Origin of the sequence: Siculibacillus lacustris (genome assembly GCF_004328075.1) — a bacterium.
Classification (GTDB): Bacteria; Pseudomonadota; Alphaproteobacteria; order Rhizobiales; family Ancalomicrobiaceae; genus Siculibacillus; species Siculibacillus lacustris.
On sequence record NZ_SJFN01000010.1, the window covers coordinates 106,075 to 122,143 of the forward strand.

Consider the following 16,069-nt stretch of genomic DNA (forward strand, 5'->3'; position numbering starts at 1 on the left):
GAGAAGGAGATCCCGCCACGCCGCCAAACTCCGGCGAACGCGAGCAATCGAACCGGCGTCGCGCGAGGCGCGGCCTCACCGCCCACGCCCTGCTCAGCTCATCCCGGTGACGTCGCGGGCCGTCCGGCAATAGGTCGCTGCCGCAGGCGTGATCGTCGTGGTGCGGATGCCGCCGGTGTATTTGGCGATGGTCAGGCAGGCGTCGCCGCCGGTCGCCTTCCAGGCGGCGCCGAGCTCGCGCATCCCCCATACGATGTTGGTCTCGGGATCGCGCAGCCGATCGATCGGGCCGCGGTAGCCGAGGTAACGCGCCGTCCCCGGCATCACCTGCATCAGGCCGATCACCCCGTGCCGGCCGCGCAGGTTCGGATCGAACTTGCTCTCCACCCAGCCGACGCCGATCGCCAGCCACAGCGGCACGCCGTTGGCCGCCGCCTCGCGCCGCAACAGCGCCAGATAGGGCTCGGCCCGCGTCGGTATGCGCCGCGGCTCGCCGCTCGCCCGCCGGATCCCCGCCGCCACCGGCGCCTCGCCGTCCTCGTCGACGCTCTCGCCCGGCGTCGGCCCGAGGGAGGCGAGCCGGACCTCGTCTCGCGGACGCGCCGCCGGCAGAGCCGGCAGAGCCGGCTGATCCGACACCGCGGTCTCGACGATCGGCCGCGGCCGTTGGCGCGGCAAGGGCACGGCGATCGGCCGTCCACCCGGCGAGGCGCGCGCCCGATCGATCGCCGCCGCCGGCTCCTCCGGGGCGAAGGCGAGAAGTCCGGCGATCGGCGCGGGGGCGGGATCGCCCAACGCCACCCGCGGGGTGATCACCGCCGGGGCCGGCGCGACGAAGGGCGCACCGCCGACCGGGCCGGTGCCGCTCGCCCCACGCAGGCCGGTGGGCGCCGGGAACAGATCGAAGGCCGCGGCGATGCGCTCGGGCGGTACGGGTGCGATGCGGGCCGGCGGGACCAGACGATCGCCGCGCCCCGACGGCGGCGACGGCGCGGCCGCAACCGGCCCGGCCGGCGGCGACGCCGGCGCGACCGCCCACTCGGGCTCGGGCGCAGTCGTGGTCGTGGTCGTGGTCGTGAGGGGAGTCCCGCCGTCGGTGAGGACCCCGGCGGAAAAGCTCTGCGGGAAGGCCGCCTCGGCCGGCACCGACACCGGGCGGACGGTCACTGCCGGGGTCTCGGCGGTGTCCCGCGGGCCGCTCGTCGTCGTCTCGGGGCGCGGCCGCGGCACCGGCACCGGCCCGAAGCCGGCGACCGCCCAGGCGGCCAGCACCGCCGCCGCCCGGCCGGCGGTCCGTCGGACGATCACCGCCGAGCCGATCCCGCGCCGCCCGGTCATGTCCGGCCTCCCGGCGATCCGCCGCGGTCGACGAGCGCGCGCAGGGTCTCGAAGGTCGAGCGATCGGCGCGGCCGTCGACCCGCTCGGGCCGAAAATGCCGTTGTAAGGCTTCGACCACCGCCCGCGTCGCCTCGCCGAACACGCCGTCGACGACGATCCCGTAGCCGGCGATCGCCAGCAGCCGCTGCAGCGCCGCCACCGGCGGCGAGGCGTCGCCGAGCTCGAGCCGCGGCGTCGTCGTGCCGTCGATCGGCACCGGATCGATCGCCGCCCCGAGCCCGGCCGCCGCCAGCCGTCCCCACGGGAAACGCTCGCCGGGATCGCGCTTGCGCCCCGGCGCCACGTCGGAATGGCCGACCACCCGGCGGGAATCGAATCCGCGCCGCGCCACGATGTCGCCGACCAGGGCGATCACTGCGGCGATCTGCGCCTCGGGATAGTCGATCCAGCCGGGATGGACCTCGACCGGCGCGCCCGGGTCGCGATCGGGCGTCACCGCGAGATCCCACCAATGGCCGGGATTGACGATCTCGATGCCGATCGAGGCGGAATTGACGTCGCTCTCGCCGTGCCACGAGGCGCGGCCGGCGTGCCAAGCTCGCCGGCTCTCGGCGACCAGCTGGGTGATCGCGCCGTCCTCGGCGACGACGTAATGGGCCGAGACCTCGGAGACCGGATCGGTCAGCCAGCGGATCGCCCGCTCGGCGGCGGAGAGACCGCGCCCGGCCGGCATGCCGGTATAATGCAGCACCACCAGATCCGGCCCGTGGGTCGCGAAGGGCCCGCGCCGTTCGCCGTGGTTCGGCGACGGCCGCAGATCGGCGACCAGACCACTGTCGGCGGCCGCGAGGAGCACGGGCGCCGCGGAGGGAATGAGGCTCGTCATGGACCCATCATATACCGCGCGGCGGCGATCCGTCAGCCCGCCACCCGTCCGAGGCCGCGCTCCAGGCGGATCTGCTCGAAAGCCGCGTTGATCGAAGCCATGCGGTCGGTGAGGATGGCCATCGCCTCGCGCGGCAGGCCATGGGCGAAATGGCGATCGGGATGGCATTCGACCACCAGTTTGCGCCAGGCCTTCTTCACCGTCTCGTCATCGGCGTCGCGGGGGATGCCGAGGATGCGATAGGGGTCGGGTCCGCGCCGGCGCACGAAGCCCGAGGCGATGCGCTCGAAGGCGGGCCCCGCCAGTCCGAAGATCTCGCCGACCCGTTCGAGGAAGGCCAGTTCGCGCTCGTGGACGAAGCCGTCGGCGGCGGCGATGTGGAACAGCCCTTCGAGAACGTCGCCGAGCAGCACCGGATCGGCGGTCGCCAGCCCGGCGATGCGCGCGGCATGGGACTCGAAGCCGGCGATGTCGCGCTGGGCGAGATCGAACAGCCGCTCGACCGCCCGCTCCTCGCCCTCGGGGATCTCGACGATCCGCCGGAACATCTCGACCTCGTCGATCGACACCACGCCGTCGGCCCGCGCCATCTTCGCCGACAGGGCGATCAGCGCCACGGTGAAGGCGACCGGCTCGCGCGCCGCCCCCCATTCGGCGAGCCGCGTGGCGATCACGTCGTAGAGCGGGGCGAGGCCGGTCATCTCGCCGACCACCCCGAGGGCGCGCCGCAGCGCCTGCCACAGACCGCAACGGATCTCCTGCGCCTCGTCGATCAGATCGTGGAGGCTGTCGTCCCGGGTCCCGCTGCGCAAGGTCGTGTCTCTCCGGCGGCACCGCGCCGCGTCCCCCGATCGTAACCACGCCCGGCCACGGCGATCAACCGGACCGCCCGGCGCGACGGTCGGGACGGATGCATACGAAGCGGCCCGCTCTTCGGACCTCCGCCCCGGCCGGAGCCGGCGGCGACCGGTCGGGCGGATGGGCGGCTTCGCGGCGATCGGAGGCGATGGTCCTGCCGGGGCGCCGGTTGAATCGAAGCGTGAAGTCGAACGACCCGATGCGGAATCGGAACATGAAGTGGGCGCTTTCCGCAGCGGAATCGAAATCTACGCCGGTGGCGCCAAGCGATTCCGCCGACTCGTCTTTTCGCCGGCCCGCGCCCCCGCGACGGAGCTCTTCACCCAACGTCACAGAAACGGGAATTCCCCTGTTCGTTCAGAGAGATGCCCCATACTCTCGAGACGGCGCGGCGGCCACGCCGACGCACGGCCGGACTCGTCGCCCCAGCCCGCGCCGTCAGACGCCTGAGAAGACTCGGGAACTTCCGCCCGCCTCAAGCCGCGACGATCGCCGCCGCCAGGGCCTCGGGCCGGGCGCGACCGGTGATCTCGCCGGAGATCCAGCGGCAGCAGATCACCCGCAGCAGCGAGGCGAAGTTGCCGACGTCGCCGCGGATCTCGACCACCTCGTCCCACAGGGTCGACAGGAACTTGCCGGTGGTCAGGCCTTCGGCCTCGGCGATCTCGTCGACGATGCGCCAGAAGGCCGCCTCGAGGCGCAGGCTGGTGACCACGCCGGCTATGCGGACCGACCGCGTCGCCGGCTCGAACAGTCCTGGATCGGTCGATGCGAAGATGTGACACATGGGGCTCCCCTCCCTCTCCGGCCGTCGTCGCCGCCGGATGGGAACCGCACGACCGCCCTCCCCTCCCAAGGACGACGGTCGTGCGGCGAGCCCCCTCAGCCGTGCTCGATACGGGTTCCGAGCACCACCAGGAACTGGGCCATCCAGGCGGGATGCGCCGGCCAGGCCGGCGCCGTCACCAGATTACCATCGGTATAGGCGCCGTCGATGGGGATCTCGGCGTAGGTCGCCCCGGCGAGACGGACCTCCGGCGCGCAGGCCGGATAGGCCGACACGGTGCGCCCGGCGATCACGCCCGCCGCGGCCAGGATCTGGGCGCCGTGGCAGATCGCGGCGATCGGCTTGCCGGCTTCCGAGAAGCCCTGGACCAGCGCGATCACCGCCGGATCGAGGCGCAGATATTCCGGCGCCCGGCCACCCGGGATCACCAGCGCGTCGTAGGCCTCGACGGTCGCGGTGGCGAAGTCGGCGGTGATCGCGAAATTGTGGCCGCGCTTTTCCGAATAGGTCTGGGCGCCCTCGAAGTCGTGGATCGAGGTGGCGACCGAGTCCCCCGGCGCCTTGCCCGGGCAGACCGTATCGACCGCATGCCCGACCGCCAGCAGCGTCTGATAGGGCACCATCGCCTCGTAGTCCTCGACATAGTCCCCGGCGAGCAACAGGATCTTCTTGGCCATGTGATTTTCCTCCCGTGATGATCGACGGACGCCTTCTCGGGCGCCTCTGTCCTCAGGATCGGGGAAATCACGTGCCCTCGGGTAACAGGCGGCTACTACGCGAAATCACGCAGCCGCGAGGACCCTCTCAGGCGTCCTCGCCGGCCACCGCCTCGGTCACCGGCTCGCCCCAGGTCTCGACCGTGGCGAAGCCCTCGAGCCCGTCGCGATCGTCCTCGAAGGCGTGTGCCACCTCGACGAAGGTGTCGGGATAGAAGCCGTTGAAGCGGGTCCGGAGCGACAGCGAATAGGCGCCGATGTGGCCGATCTCGATGAAGTCGCCGGTGTCGACCGACGAGGGCAGCCAGAACGGCCGCGACAGGATGTCGACGGAATCGCAGGTGACGCCGCACACCCGGAAGTCGTCGAGCCGGGTCGGATCGCCGTTGCGCCGCCGCCGCGCCGGATCGGGGATCAGCCGGGCCGGCAGGGTGATCTTGCCGGTCCAGGAATCCGACAGCGAGCCCCAGATGCCGTCGTTGATGTAGATGCGTTTGCCGTCGCGCAGCAGCACCCGCACGATCACCGACAGGCAGCGCGCCACCATGACCCGCCCCGGCTCGGCGACGAAGTCGACGCCGGAGAAGCCGTAGCGATCGAGGTCGGTGACGATGTCGGCGATCAGCCGCCCGGGATCGGGCACCGCCTTTTCCGGCGTGCGCGGATCGCGGCCGTAGGGCGCGGGAAAGCCGCCGCCGACGTCGATCGAGACGATCGGCACCTTGGACGCGTCGCGCACCCCGGCGGCGAGCCCCAGCGCCTGCTCGTAGGTGGCGATGTCCTCGACCTGGCTGCCGACGTGGAAACACAGGCCGGCGCGGAAACCGTGACGGTCGATCCGCTGGAGGAGGTCGACCGCCTCGCCCGGCGCCGCCCCGAATTTCTTGGAGAGCTCGTAGGCGGCGTGGCCCTTGGTGGCGAGGCGGACGGCGAGCAGGATCTCGCCGGGATCGAGATCGAGCGCCTGGACCATCATCCGGATCTTCTCGAACTCGTCGGGGTGATCGAGGGCCAGCGTCCGGATGCCGTAGCGCTCCAGCGCCAACCGGATGTCCGACACCGCCTTGACCGGGTGCATGTAGAGCTGTTCGGCCGCCGGCGCGACCGCGCGCACCGCCTCGAATTCGGCGCGCGAGGCGACGTCGAAGGCGGTCACCCCGGCCGCCGCCACGGTCTTCAGGACGAAAGGCTCGCCGTTGGTCTTGACCGCATAGGCGGTCTTGCCGGGAAAGGCGGCGAGGAAGGTCTGGACGTCGCGGGTCAGCACCGTCGGGCGGAAGCAGTAGACCGGCTCGTCCGGTCGCAGCTTCAGAGCCGCCTCGCGGCCCGTCTCGAACTTGCGCATCGCCATGCCGATCCTCCGTCGCCCCGTCATGCCGACAGGTGTGACACGGCGAGGGGAAGAGAACATGACGATTCGACGTCAGCGGTCGAGGGCGGCGGGATCGTCCTCGTCTTCGCCGTCGGAGCCCTTGGGCACCGAACCGGTGCGCTCGGCACCTTCGAAGAACGACAAGAGCCGCCCGCCCTCCGGCACCGGCTCGCTGCCGCCCTTGCAGACGCGACGGCCTTGGCCGTGGCGGGCGAGATCGAGATGAATGTGATCGGCGTGCGCCGCGCCGGCATCGGGCCCGAGCACCGTGGTGAAGTCCTCGCAGGCGGCCGCCCCGACGGTGTTGAGGAAGGCGACCTCGACGGCGTCGCCGGAGCGCCAACCGTTCTTGACCCGGACCGTGCGCCCGTCGGCGAGCTTGAAGCCCGAGACGTCGAGGGCGTTCATGTAGGCGTGTTCCGACATCTGGCGATGACCGGCGATCGGGCGGCAGTTGTACGAACCCATGTGTTCGATGCCGACCACCGGCTGGCCGAAGTCGGCCTCCGCCGCCGGCTGGACGATGCGGTCGAACCAGTCGTCGACCGCCGCCACCATCGGGCAGTTCAGCGCGGTGGATTCGTTGAGCGGCGCCTTGCTGCGCCGGCCGACCGCCGAAACCTTGAACGGCCGATCGGCGCCGCAGGTCCCCGGCCCGTCGATCTCGCCCATCGGCCGGACGTCGGCGGAGGGCTGCACGGCGCCGGCGGTCAGGCAGGCGCGCTCGGCCTCCGATCGCCAGGCCGCCCGCTTCGGACCCCACCAGGAGCCGAACAGCGCGCAGCCGCCGATCGTAGCCGACAATCCGATGACCAGGGCGACGGTGAGAACACGTTTCATGACGTCGACGATGCGCGCGGATTGGGAAACGCGGCGTTAACGTCGATGGGCGCTCGATCGGGTCGATTCGCGCCGCTCGTCCGGGCGCGCGGCCCCGATTCCCAGCCCGCCCTCGCCTTCCCCCGAGACCCTCGATGTTCCGCCCGCTCGCTCCCGCCGCCCTTCTCCTCGCCCTGCTCACCGGCTCCGCTGCCGCGACCGAAGCGCCGCCCGGGCCCCTGTGCCCGGCCCCCGGCACGGCCGCCGAGAAGGCGATCGCCAAACACGTCGCCGCCGCCCACGTCGCCGTGCCACCGTTCGCCGACCTGCCGACCGCCCCGGCGCTCGCCCCCGAGCGGCGCGGCTCGATCCGCCGGGTCGAGCTGCCGGCCGGCGAGAAACTGGTCGCCCTCACGTTCGACCTCTGCGAGACCGAAAACGAGGTCGCCGGCTACGACGGCGAGATCGTCGACGAGTTGCGCCGCCGCCACGTCGCCACCACCTTCTTCGTCGGTGGCCACTGGGCCGCCACTCATCCCCGCCGTTTCGCCGAGCTCGCCGCCGACCCGCTGTTCGAGATCGGCAACCACACCTGGACCCACGCCAACCTGCGCACCGTCGACGACGGCGAACTGGCTCGGCAGATCCTCGCCCCGGAGGCCGCCTTCCGCGCCGCCCTCGCGGGAGGACCGCAATGCCCCGGCATTTCGCCGGCGGCGGCGAAACGCTCGACCCTGTTCCGCTTCCCCTTCGGCGCCTGCGACGCGCGATCGCTCGGCGCGGTCGCCGGGGCCGGCATGGCGGCGATCCAGTGGGACGTCTCGACCGGCGATCCGTCGCCGCTGACCGGCGCCGCCGACATCGTCGCCGACACGCTGCGAGGGGTGCGCCCCGGCTCGATCGTGCTGGCCCACGCCAACGGCCGCGGCTTCCACACCGGCGCCGCCCTGCCCCGCCTGATCGACGCGCTCACCGCCCGCGGCTATCGCTTCGTGACGGTCGGCGAACTCCTCGCCCGCGGTCGCCCGGTGATCACCGACACGTGTTTCGATGCCCACCCCGGCGACACCGACCGCCACGATCGCTGGAGCGCCGGTCGACGTCCGTCGCGCCCGCCCTTGCCGGTCGCCGCCGTGGGCCTGCGCGGCGCCGACGCACCGCCGATCGCCCCGCCCGCCCGCCGCACCGCCGAGCCCACGCCATGACCCCCACGTCCCGCCCCGCCGCCTTCGCCGCCGAGACCCACGATCTCGGCGATCTCGTCCTCGGACCCCTCGGCGACGACGTCGACGCGATCGCCGCGGTTCTCGCGACCCTCGACCCCTGGGCCCGCGCCGGCCTGCCGGTCGAGGCGATGCGGAGGCGCCTGACCCGGCCGATGGCCGCGACCTACCGCTTCGCCCTGCGCCTCGACGGTCGCCCGGTCGGCTGCGTCAGCCTGCGCCATCCCTTCATGCGCGGCCCCTATGTCGAGACGATCGCGGTGTTCCCGGAGGCCCAGCGCCGCGGCGTCGCCCGCCGCGTGGTCGAGTGGATGGGGCGCGAGGTCGCCGGCGAGGCGAGCAATCTGTGGCTCTGCGTCACCGAATGGAACACGCCCGCCCGCGCCGCCTATCGCGCGCTGGGCTTCGTCGAGATCGGCCCGGCGCCCGACCTGGCGGTGCTCGGCCAGACCGAGATCTTCATGCGCAAGCCGCTCGGGCCGCCGATCGTCGGCTGACGACTTCACGACTGTCATGTCGAGATTTGACCGTCGAGGTCGGTCATGCCGGTTCCGCGTCGACCCGCGACGGGCTCGGCTGTAGGCGTCCTCTCCCCCCTCGAGGGACCTTTGCGTAATTTCCCGATTCTTTTCGCTGCAGATCGAGCTCTACCGTCGCTCCCGGCGAGCGCAGCGAGGGAAGGGAGCCCAGAACTTCAGTAAACTACTGAAAATATTATGGATCCCCTTCCCGGCGCGTGCCGCGCCGCCGGGGATGACGGCGGTGGGTGTGCACCCTCTCGGGTATCCGTTCGAGCGGATCGAAGACCCTGGGACGGATTGTGCAAAGGTCCCCTCGAGGGGGAGAGACAGAGAGGGGGCCGGACTCTCCCCTCGCGCGGCCGTCGAGGAGGCGGCTCCCTGCCCCCCTCCCTGTCCCTCCCCCTCGAGGGGGGAGGGAACGAGGTGGCACCGCCCCCGGACGGATCGGCGAGGTCGATCGACCGATCTCCGGCGCCGGCCGGTCACGCTCCTCGCCGACGCCCCCCTTGTCGGGACCCCACGCCCGCGCGCATGCTGTACCCCGGCCCACCCGACACGAGGACTTCCCCCCATGGCCACCATCCTGATCACCGGCGCCAACCGCGGCATCGGCCTCGCCCTGGTGGAGTGTTTCGCCGCCCGCGGCGACCGGGTGATCGCCACCGCCCGCGATCCCTCGACCGTCGAGGGCCTGGCCGCGGTGGTCTCCCGCTTCCCCGATCTGGTCGAGGTCCATGCCCTCGAGGTCACCGATCCGGTATCGATCGCTGCACTCGCCGCCCGGCTCGACGACCGCCCGCTCGACGTGCTGATCAACAACGCCGGGGTGATCGGCCCACAGCGTCAGTCGTCGCTCGACATGGACTTCGCCGGTTGGCTCGACACCTTCCGAGTCAACACCCTGGCGCCGCTGGCCGTCGCCCAGGCGTTGTTGCCGGCGCTGCGCCGCGGCGATCATGCCAAGATCCTGACCGTCTCCACCGCCATGGGGTCGATGGCCGCCAAGGGCTCCGACCGCGTCGCCTATCGCTCGTCCAAGGCGGCGGTGAACAAGGTGATGCAGTGTCTGGCGACCGACCTGCGCGGCGAGGGCATCGCCGTGGCGGTCTGCCATCCCGGCTGGGTCAAGACCGAGATGGGCGGCGACGGTGCCGAACTCACCCCCGAGATGAGCGCCACCGGCATCACCCGCATCGTCGACCGGATGAGCATCGGCCATTCGCCGGCCTTCCACGTCTGGGACGGCACCACCATGCAATGGTGAGCCTCCGACGAAGAGCGGACGAATATGACGAAACATTCATCCGCCGTGAGCGCGAGATCTGGTATCGGCTGGGATCGGGGATGGACCTCCCGCCGCCCCGATCTACCATACCGAGGACCAAAGCATGTTCGCGACCGATCGATCGACCTCCTGGGCGCCCGGCGCCAAGTTCTTCCATTGGACGAGCGCGCTCTGCGTCGTCGCCGCCTGGATTCTCGGACTGACCATCGACGCCTGGCCGAAGGGCGCGGTCTTCGTCCATGAATCGCTCGGTCTGGCGGTGATCCTGATGCTGGTCGGACGCGTCGTCGGCCGTCTCGTCTGGACGTCGCCGGAACCGGAGCAGACCCCCTGGGAGCCCTGGGCACGCAAGCTCGCCGCCGCCGGCCACGGGGTTCTCTACCTGTTGCTCGCCGCGGTGACCCTGCTCGGTGTCGGCTACGTGCTGCGCCGCGGCATCAGCCTGTCGGTGTTCGGCCTGTTCCAGATCCCCTCGCCCTTCGTCTGGCCGGATCGCGAAACCGCCCGTCTCGCCGCCCGCCCGGTCAAGGAACTGCACGAACTGGCCGCCCACGCCCTGATGGCGGTGGCCCTCCTGCATGCCGTCGCCGGCCTCGGCCATCACTACTGGCTGAAGGATCGCACTCTGACCCGCATGCTGCCGTTCCGCCGCGGCTGAAGGCTCGCCGGTCGGTGGCGACGCCGACCGGTCTCGGGCTCAATCGGCCGACAGGATCACATTGCGGACGATCGGATAGATCTGGTTCTCCCAGCGCCGTCCGGAGAACACGCCGTAGTGGCCGACGCCGGCCTGCATGTGGTGACGCTTGCGGTAGGGCTTCAGCGACGGCGTCAGATCGTGGGCCGCCGCGGTCTGGCCGAGCGCGCAGATGTCGTCGCGCTCGCCCTCGACGGTCAGCAGCGCAGTCCGCCGGATCGCCCGCGGATCGACCTTGCGCCCGCGATAGGCGAGCGTGCCCTCGGCGAGCTGCGCCTCCTGGAACACCCGGGCGACCGTCTCCAGATAGAACTCGGCGTCGAGGTCGAGCACCGCGAAATATTCGTCGTAGAAGGTCTTGGCCACCGCCGCCTTCTCGATGTCGCCGCGCGACAGGTTCTCGTAGAGCTCGACATGGGCCTTGACGTGCCGGTCGATGTTCATCGCCATGAACGCCGAGAGCTGGACGAAGCCCGGATAGACCCGCCGTCCGGCGCCCGGATAGCGTCCCGGCACCGTGGCGATCAGGTTCTTCTCGAACCATTCGATCGGCTTGGAACTCGCCAGTTCGTTGACTTTGGTCGGGTTGATGCGGGTATCGATCGGGCCGGCCATCAGGGTCATCGAGCGCGGCTGCGCCGGATCGTCGTCTTCCGCCAACAGCGCCGCCGCCGCCAGCACCTGCACGCAGGGTTGGCACACCGCCACCACGTGGGTGCCGGGGCCGAGCACCCGGAGGAAGGTCATCAACGTCTCGACATAGTCGTCGAAGGCGAAGGGACCTTGGGCCAGCGGAACGTCGCGGGCATTGTGCCAATCGGTGATGTAGACGTCGTGATCGGCGAGCAGCGTGCGCACGGTGTTGCGCAACAGCGTCGCGAAGTGGCCCGACAGCGGCGCCACCACCAGAACCCGCGGCTGCGCCACGGCGACGTCCTTCTTGAAGTGCAGGAGCGTGCCGAACGGCGCCACGAAGCGCGACCGCTCGACCACCGCCACCGTCTCGTTGCCGACCGTCACCGACTCGATGCCATAGGCCGGGCGGGTGTGGGTCAGCCCGGCGCGGGCGATCAACTCGTAGGCCGCGGCCATCGAGCGCAACGGCGCGCCGCCGGCCCCGGCCATGCCGTTCCAAGAGCCGATCAGCGAGAGCATCGAGCGGGCCACGGTCCGGATCGGATCCATGACGTCGTTCTGGCTCTGATAGGCGAAATAGAGCATGTTCGGTGGACCACCGTCGCTGGGAGGACACCCGCACTTCGCGGATACTGCGAAGGGATGGGGCGCATCCGACGAAAGCTAGTGCAATTCGGAACGAGGTGCGAGACAATTCGCCCGCGCGGCCACTCCGGCCGGGCGTGACCTGCGCTCCACGCAAGGCTTTCTCGGGGGAGGAACGCCCAATGGCCTCGGCGACGCTGACCATTTCCAGCCGCAACTATTCGTCCTGGTCGCTGCGCGGCTGGCTCCTGTGCCGGATGAGCGGTCTCGACTTCCACGAACGACTGTTGCCGATCGACGACCCTTCGACCCGCGCCGAATTGCTGCTGTTGTCGCCGTCCTTCCTGGTGCCGGCGCTGGACCACGACGGGCTCCAGATCTGGGACACCCTGGCGATCGCCGAATATCTCGACGAATGGAACCCCGGCGCGGCGATCGTGCCGCTCGAACGGGTGGCGCGTGCCCATTGCCGCTCGATCGCCGGCGAGATGCACTCGGGTTTCTCCAACCTGCGCTCCGCCCTGCCGATGAATCTGGGCGCCCATTATTCCGGCTTCAAGGTCTGGGCCGGGGCGCTCGGCGACATCGAGCGCATCGCGGTGATCTGGCGCAACGCGCTTCGCACCTCCGGCGGACCCTACCTGTTCGGCGCCCGGCCGACGCTCGCCGACGCCATGTACGCGCCGGTCGCCGCCCGCTTCACCACCTACGACGTGAAGCTCGATGCGGTCTGCGAGGGCTACCGCCGCACCATCATGGCCTGGCCGCTGATGGCCGAATGGATCGAGACCGCCAAGTCCGAACCCGAGGAACTCGACGAACTCGACGTCGAATTCTGAGCCGCCGGGCTCTTCAGCGACGCCGGGTCGGGCCGAGGACGTCGGTGAGCGGCCACACCGCCATCGACGTGTCGACCAGTTCCAAGTCGGATTCGATTTCGTCGAGATGGCGCCGCATCGAGGCCACCGCCTCGTCTCCGCGTCGCGCCGCGATCGCTTCGACCAGCGCGGCGTGGTGGTCGACGTTGCAGGCGTGCCCGACCGCCCGGCGGTAGAGCAGGATGATCAGCGACGAGCGCGCCACCAACTCGCCGAGGAAGCTCGCATAGACGCCGTGGTCGGCGATGCGGGCGATCATCAGATGGAATTCGCCCGACAGGCGGATCGCCCCGCTCTCGTCGCCGCGGCGCTTGGCCCGGCGCTCCTGGTCGAGATGGGCGGCGAGCGCCGCCGCCGCCGCCGCGTCGCAGCGCGCCGCCGCGCGTTCGGTGGTCTCCGCCTCGATCAGACGCCGCGCCTGGAACACCTCGTGGGCTTCCGCGACGCTCGGATGGGCGACGAAGGCGCCACGGTTCTTCTCGATCACCACGATGCCTTCGTGGGCGAGCGACTGCAGCGCGGCCCGCACGATGGTCCGGCTGACCCCGTAGATCGAGCCGACCTCGTCCTCGCCGAGCTTGGTGCCCGGCCGCAGTCGCTGTTCGAGAATCGCCCCGATCACGTCGGCCCGGATCACGTCGGCCCGCGTCGCCCCGCCCGGACGATGCGCCGCTCGGAGATCGATCTGTTCGACGCTGCTCACGGCCCACCTCCCGTGGTCGGTCCCGACGGGCGGCGGGACCACCCGGCTCGCGGCGCCGGAGCGGCCTGCGCGCGCCGCCCCGTATCGAGGCGAACCGCGAGTCTGCCGGAAAGGCTCAGGCCTGTAAAGACACGGGCGCCTCGGGCGCCGACGCGGCCTCCGCGGCCGGCGCGCGGGTCCCGGCCACCGCCAACCGGGTCTTCATCAGCACCGCCGACAAACGGATCATCAGGTCGGGGCGATCGAACGCCGCGACGCGGCGCAGATCCATCGCCGCCGCCACCAGGCCGGAGAAGCCGACGTTGGCGGCCGCCCCCTTGAGGGTGAGCGCCTGCCGCCGCATCTCGGCGAGGTCGTCCGCCGCCCAGGCGGCGCCGATCGCCGCGAACAGCGTGGTCGCGTCCTCCCAGAACACCGCCGTCAGTTCGTCGAGGGTGTCCGCGCCGAGTTCCTCGGTGAGGTGGCGGCGATGCCGAACGTCGAGCAGCGGCGCGTCGTCGACACGGATCGAGGCGGCGGCGGCCTCCGACATGTCGGAGCGCGGTTCGGACGTGCGGCTCGACGGCGCCGGCAGCGGAAGATCTAGAGCGAAGGGCATCAGAGCGGCCTCCAGACGGTGGCGCGTGACGGGTTTGACCACGAAGTCGTTCATGCCGGCGGCGAAACAGGCGTTGCGGTCCGACGCGAAGGCATTGGCGGTCAGGCCGATGATCGGCACCACCGCCGACAGGCCGCTGCCGCGCCGAATCCGCGCGGTCGCCTCGAGCCCGTCCATCACCGGCATCTGCATGTCCATCAGCACGATGTCGATGCCCGGCCGGGTCAGCCGGTCGACCGCCTGCGAGCCGTCGACGGCGATTTCGCTGGTGAAGCCGAGGCGCGACAACATGCCGGCGACGACGCGCCGATTGACCGCATTGTCCTCGGCGACCAGGACATGGCCGCGATGGCGCAGGGCGACGGCGGTGCGACCGTCGTCGGCGGGCGGCGGGGCCGCCTCGAAGCTCTCCGAGCCGGCGCGGCGCGCCAGCATGCGGGCGAGACGTCGGGTGGTCACCGCCCCTTCGATCACCCCGGCGACGATCCCCGACAAACGCCGGGCCCCGAACCCGTGGACCACGGTCCGCGACGGATCGATCGGCTCGCCCGCCGCCGCCGCCGCCTCGAACGAGGCGACGTCCCAGATCGTCAGGTCCGGCTCGCGGCTCGCCCGCAGCACCGGATCGAGGACAGGACCGAGCGACGCCAGATCGCGCGCGACGAGCTCGCTCACCAAGCGGCGCGAGCCGCCGACGCGCACCGTCAGATCGCCGATCGGCGGCGGTTCGTCCCGCTCGCCGACCGCTTCGACCGGAATCTCGAACCAGAAGGTGGTGCCGACGTCCGGTCGGCTGTCGACGCCGATCTGTCCGCCCAGGGCGACGACCAGGCGTTTGGAGATCACCAGGCCGAGACCGCTGCCGCCGAAGCGCCGGCTGATCGTCGCGTCGGCCTGGGTGAATTCGGAGAACAGCCGACCCATCGTCTCCTCGGCGATGCCGATGCCGGTATCCTCGACCTCGAAGCGCAGGCCCGTGACCCGCCGCCGGGCCCGCAGTTCGCTGACCCGGATCACCACCGCACCGCCGTCGGTGAACTTCACCGCATTGCCGACCAGATTGATCAGCACCTGACGCAGGCGGGTCGGATCGGTCTCGTAACTGCCGAGCGGGTAGCTGGCGACCAGCGCGAGATCCTTGCCCTCGACCCGCGGCGTCAGGATGTCGACGACGTCGTCGACCACATCGCCGAGCACCATGGTGCGCCGCTCGAGGTCGATCGCCCCGGATTCGAGCTTGGAGAAATCGAGGATGTCGTTGATCAGCGAGATCAGCGCATCGGAACAACGTCGGATCGTGTCGAGCTGTTCGCGTTGTTCGGGATCCAGACGTTCGGTCGCCATCAGGTCGGCCATGCCGATGATGCCGTTGAGCGGCGTGCGGATCTCGTGACTCATCGTCGCCAGGAACGCCGACTTGGCGGTGTTGCCGGCGCGCGCCGCCTCGGCCGATCGCGCCAGTTCCTCGCTGAGCGTCTGCAGATGCTGGCGCGACACCTCGCCCTGGCGCAACTGCCGCCAGATCAGCCAGATCACCGCACCCATCGCCAGGGTCAGGGCCCCGACCGACAGCGCCAGCCCGGCGAACATCCGCGACAGTTCGGACCGCTCGTCGACCTGGATCTCCGCCTGCACCCGGCTGGTGGCGAACAGCAGGCGCTCGGTGACCGAGCGCAACGCCCGCACCTTGCCGAGCACACCGACCATCTCGACATACTGCACGGCGTGCTCCGCCTGCATCCGGTCGAACACCGGCAGCAGTCCGTGCAGCCGGGTGGCGAGATCGGCGGTCAGTTCCTGCAAGGCCGGATCGGAGCGGAACTTGCTCGGGAAGTCCGCGACCTCCATCACCTCGTGACGCGAATAGAGGATGTCGAAACGTCGCAACACCTCCTCGAGACTGGTGTCGGGGCGTCCGTCGAGAAAATCGGCGAGCGTGGCGGTGAGTTTTCCGGCTTCACGATCGGTCTGATAGGTCGCCCACAGAGCATCTTCGCGGATGCTCACGGCGACCGAATTCTGGCGTTCGTAGAGCATGCCGAAGATCGCGATGATCGACGCGAGCAGGACGAGGCCGACACCGACCAGCGCCACCAGCCCCTTCTTGCGCGCGATCGCCTCGCAGGCGTTCCAACAACGTATGCCGAGGCGCATCGACCGGTTCCT

The 16,069-nt window shown here is 70.8% G+C and carries 15 protein-coding genes; 5 read left to right on the forward strand and 10 right to left on the reverse strand.

The window, feature by feature from the left end; translation table 11 throughout:
• Positions 1 to 93 precede the first annotated feature (93 nt).
• The 7 genes from EYW49_RS08460 to EYW49_RS08490 all read right to left on the reverse strand — a co-directional run bounded on the left by EYW49_RS08460 (position 94) and on the right by EYW49_RS08490 (position 6,798).
• Positions 94 to 1,338, reverse strand: coding sequence for a transglycosylase SLT domain-containing protein (locus EYW49_RS08460; RefSeq protein ID WP_131308187.1), 1,245 nt, complete (start codon positions 1,336 to 1,338; stop codon positions 94 to 96).
• Positions 1,335 to 2,225: a peptidoglycan recognition protein family protein gene (locus tag EYW49_RS08465; RefSeq protein WP_131308190.1), complete on the reverse strand. Its 891-nt coding sequence runs from the start codon at positions 2,223 to 2,225 to the stop codon at positions 1,335 to 1,337. The genes EYW49_RS08460 and EYW49_RS08465 overlap by 4 nt, the downstream gene beginning before the upstream one ends.
• 32 nt (positions 2,226 to 2,257) lie before the next feature.
• Complete coding sequence (locus EYW49_RS08470; RefSeq protein WP_206365423.1) at positions 2,258 to 3,037, reverse strand: J domain-containing protein; 780 nt, start codon at positions 3,035 to 3,037, stop codon at positions 2,258 to 2,260.
• Positions 3,038 to 3,558: 521 nt separating this feature from the next.
• Positions 3,559 to 3,870: a ribbon-helix-helix domain-containing protein gene (locus EYW49_RS08475; RefSeq protein ID WP_131308194.1), complete on the reverse strand. Its 312-nt coding sequence runs from the start codon at positions 3,868 to 3,870 to the stop codon at positions 3,559 to 3,561.
• A 95-nt stretch (positions 3,871 to 3,965) separates the two neighbouring features.
• Entirely contained in the window at positions 3,966 to 4,547 is a 582-nt protein-coding gene (locus EYW49_RS08480; protein WP_131308197.1) for a DJ-1/PfpI family protein, read from the reverse strand.
• Positions 4,548 to 4,674: 127 nt separating this feature from the next.
• Positions 4,675 to 5,931, reverse strand: coding sequence for a type III PLP-dependent enzyme domain-containing protein (locus tag EYW49_RS08485; RefSeq protein ID WP_131308487.1), 1,257 nt, complete (start codon positions 5,929 to 5,931; stop codon positions 4,675 to 4,677).
• A gap of 78 nt (positions 5,932 to 6,009) precedes the next feature.
• On the reverse strand, positions 6,010 to 6,798 hold the full coding sequence (locus EYW49_RS08490) for an extensin-like domain-containing protein (RefSeq protein WP_131308200.1): 789 nt from the start codon (positions 6,796 to 6,798) through the stop codon (positions 6,010 to 6,012).
• Positions 6,799 to 6,932: 134 nt separating this feature from the next.
• Between EYW49_RS08490 and EYW49_RS08495 the strand changes: the two genes are divergently transcribed.
• The 4 genes from EYW49_RS08495 to EYW49_RS08510 all read left to right on the forward strand — a co-directional run bounded on the left by EYW49_RS08495 (position 6,933) and on the right by EYW49_RS08510 (position 10,464).
• On the forward strand, positions 6,933 to 7,982 hold the full coding sequence (locus tag EYW49_RS08495) for a polysaccharide deacetylase family protein (protein WP_131308203.1): 1,050 nt from the start codon (positions 6,933 to 6,935) through the stop codon (positions 7,980 to 7,982).
• Complete coding sequence (locus tag EYW49_RS08500) at positions 7,979 to 8,497, forward strand: GNAT family N-acetyltransferase (RefSeq protein ID WP_131308206.1); 519 nt, start codon at positions 7,979 to 7,981, stop codon at positions 8,495 to 8,497. The genes EYW49_RS08495 and EYW49_RS08500 overlap by 4 nt, the downstream gene beginning before the upstream one ends.
• 595 nt (positions 8,498 to 9,092) lie before the next feature.
• Entirely contained in the window at positions 9,093 to 9,785 is a 693-nt protein-coding gene (locus EYW49_RS08505) for an SDR family oxidoreductase (protein ID WP_131308209.1), read from the forward strand.
• A 124-nt stretch (positions 9,786 to 9,909) separates the two neighbouring features.
• The gene (locus tag EYW49_RS08510) at positions 9,910 to 10,464 is read left to right on the forward strand and encodes a cytochrome b (protein ID WP_131308212.1); all 555 of its coding nucleotides are present in this window, start codon (positions 9,910 to 9,912) and stop codon (positions 10,462 to 10,464) included.
• Between the two features lie 39 nt (positions 10,465 to 10,503).
• On the opposite strand, the gene EYW49_RS08515 is transcribed toward EYW49_RS08510, so the two are convergent.
• Positions 10,504 to 11,724 (reverse strand): polyhydroxyalkanoate depolymerase, encoded by a 1,221-nt coding sequence (locus EYW49_RS08515; protein WP_131308215.1) that lies wholly within the window; start codon positions 11,722 to 11,724, stop codon positions 10,504 to 10,506.
• 182 nt (positions 11,725 to 11,906) lie between these two features.
• Between EYW49_RS08515 and EYW49_RS08520 the strand changes: the two genes are divergently transcribed.
• On the forward strand, positions 11,907 to 12,563 hold the full coding sequence (locus EYW49_RS08520) for a glutathione S-transferase family protein (RefSeq protein WP_131308218.1): 657 nt from the start codon (positions 11,907 to 11,909) through the stop codon (positions 12,561 to 12,563).
• Between the two features lie 13 nt (positions 12,564 to 12,576).
• On the opposite strand, the gene EYW49_RS08525 is transcribed toward EYW49_RS08520, so the two are convergent.
• Together EYW49_RS08525 and EYW49_RS08530 are read right to left on the reverse strand one after the other, a co-directional pair.
• Entirely contained in the window at positions 12,577 to 13,305 is a 729-nt protein-coding gene (locus EYW49_RS08525; protein WP_228259543.1) for a GntR family transcriptional regulator, read from the reverse strand.
• A gap of 115 nt (positions 13,306 to 13,420) precedes the next feature.
• Positions 13,421 to 16,057, reverse strand: a complete 2,637-nt coding sequence (locus EYW49_RS08530) for a hybrid sensor histidine kinase/response regulator (RefSeq protein WP_165498183.1) — start codon at positions 16,055 to 16,057, stop codon at positions 13,421 to 13,423.
• Between the last annotated feature and the right edge of the window lie 12 nt (positions 16,058 to 16,069).

Coding starts and splice junctions, on each gene's coding strand:
- EYW49_RS08465 (WP_131308190.1), bottom strand. CDS start 2,225: ATGACGAGCCTCATTCCCTCCGCGGCGCCCGTGCTCCTCGCGGCCGCC.
- EYW49_RS08515 (WP_131308215.1), bottom strand. CDS start 11,724: ATGCTCTATTTCGCCTATCAGAGCCAGAACGACGTCATGGATCCGATC.
- EYW49_RS08460 (WP_131308187.1), bottom strand. CDS start 1,338: ATGACCGGGCGGCGCGGGATCGGCTCGGCGGTGATCGTCCGACGGACC.
- EYW49_RS08505 (WP_131308209.1), top strand. CDS start 9,093: ATGGCCACCATCCTGATCACCGGCGCCAACCGCGGCATCGGCCTCGCC.
- EYW49_RS08480 (WP_131308197.1), bottom strand. CDS start 4,547: ATGGCCAAGAAGATCCTGTTGCTCGCCGGGGACTATGTCGAGGACTAC.
- EYW49_RS08510 (WP_131308212.1), top strand. CDS start 9,910: ATGTTCGCGACCGATCGATCGACCTCCTGGGCGCCCGGCGCCAAGTTC.
- EYW49_RS08485 (WP_131308487.1), bottom strand. CDS start 5,931: ATGCGCAAGTTCGAGACGGGCCGCGAGGCGGCTCTGAAGCTGCGACCG.
- EYW49_RS08530 (WP_165498183.1), bottom strand. CDS start 16,057: ATGCGCCTCGGCATACGTTGTTGGAACGCCTGCGAGGCGATCGCGCGC.
- EYW49_RS08490 (WP_131308200.1), bottom strand. CDS start 6,798: ATGAAACGTGTTCTCACCGTCGCCCTGGTCATCGGATTGTCGGCTACG.
- EYW49_RS08500 (WP_131308206.1), top strand. CDS start 7,979: ATGACCCCCACGTCCCGCCCCGCCGCCTTCGCCGCCGAGACCCACGAT.
- EYW49_RS08520 (WP_131308218.1), top strand. CDS start 11,907: ATGGCCTCGGCGACGCTGACCATTTCCAGCCGCAACTATTCGTCCTGG.
- EYW49_RS08475 (WP_131308194.1), bottom strand. CDS start 3,870: ATGTGTCACATCTTCGCATCGACCGATCCAGGACTGTTCGAGCCGGCG.
- EYW49_RS08495 (WP_131308203.1), top strand. CDS start 6,933: ATGTTCCGCCCGCTCGCTCCCGCCGCCCTTCTCCTCGCCCTGCTCACC.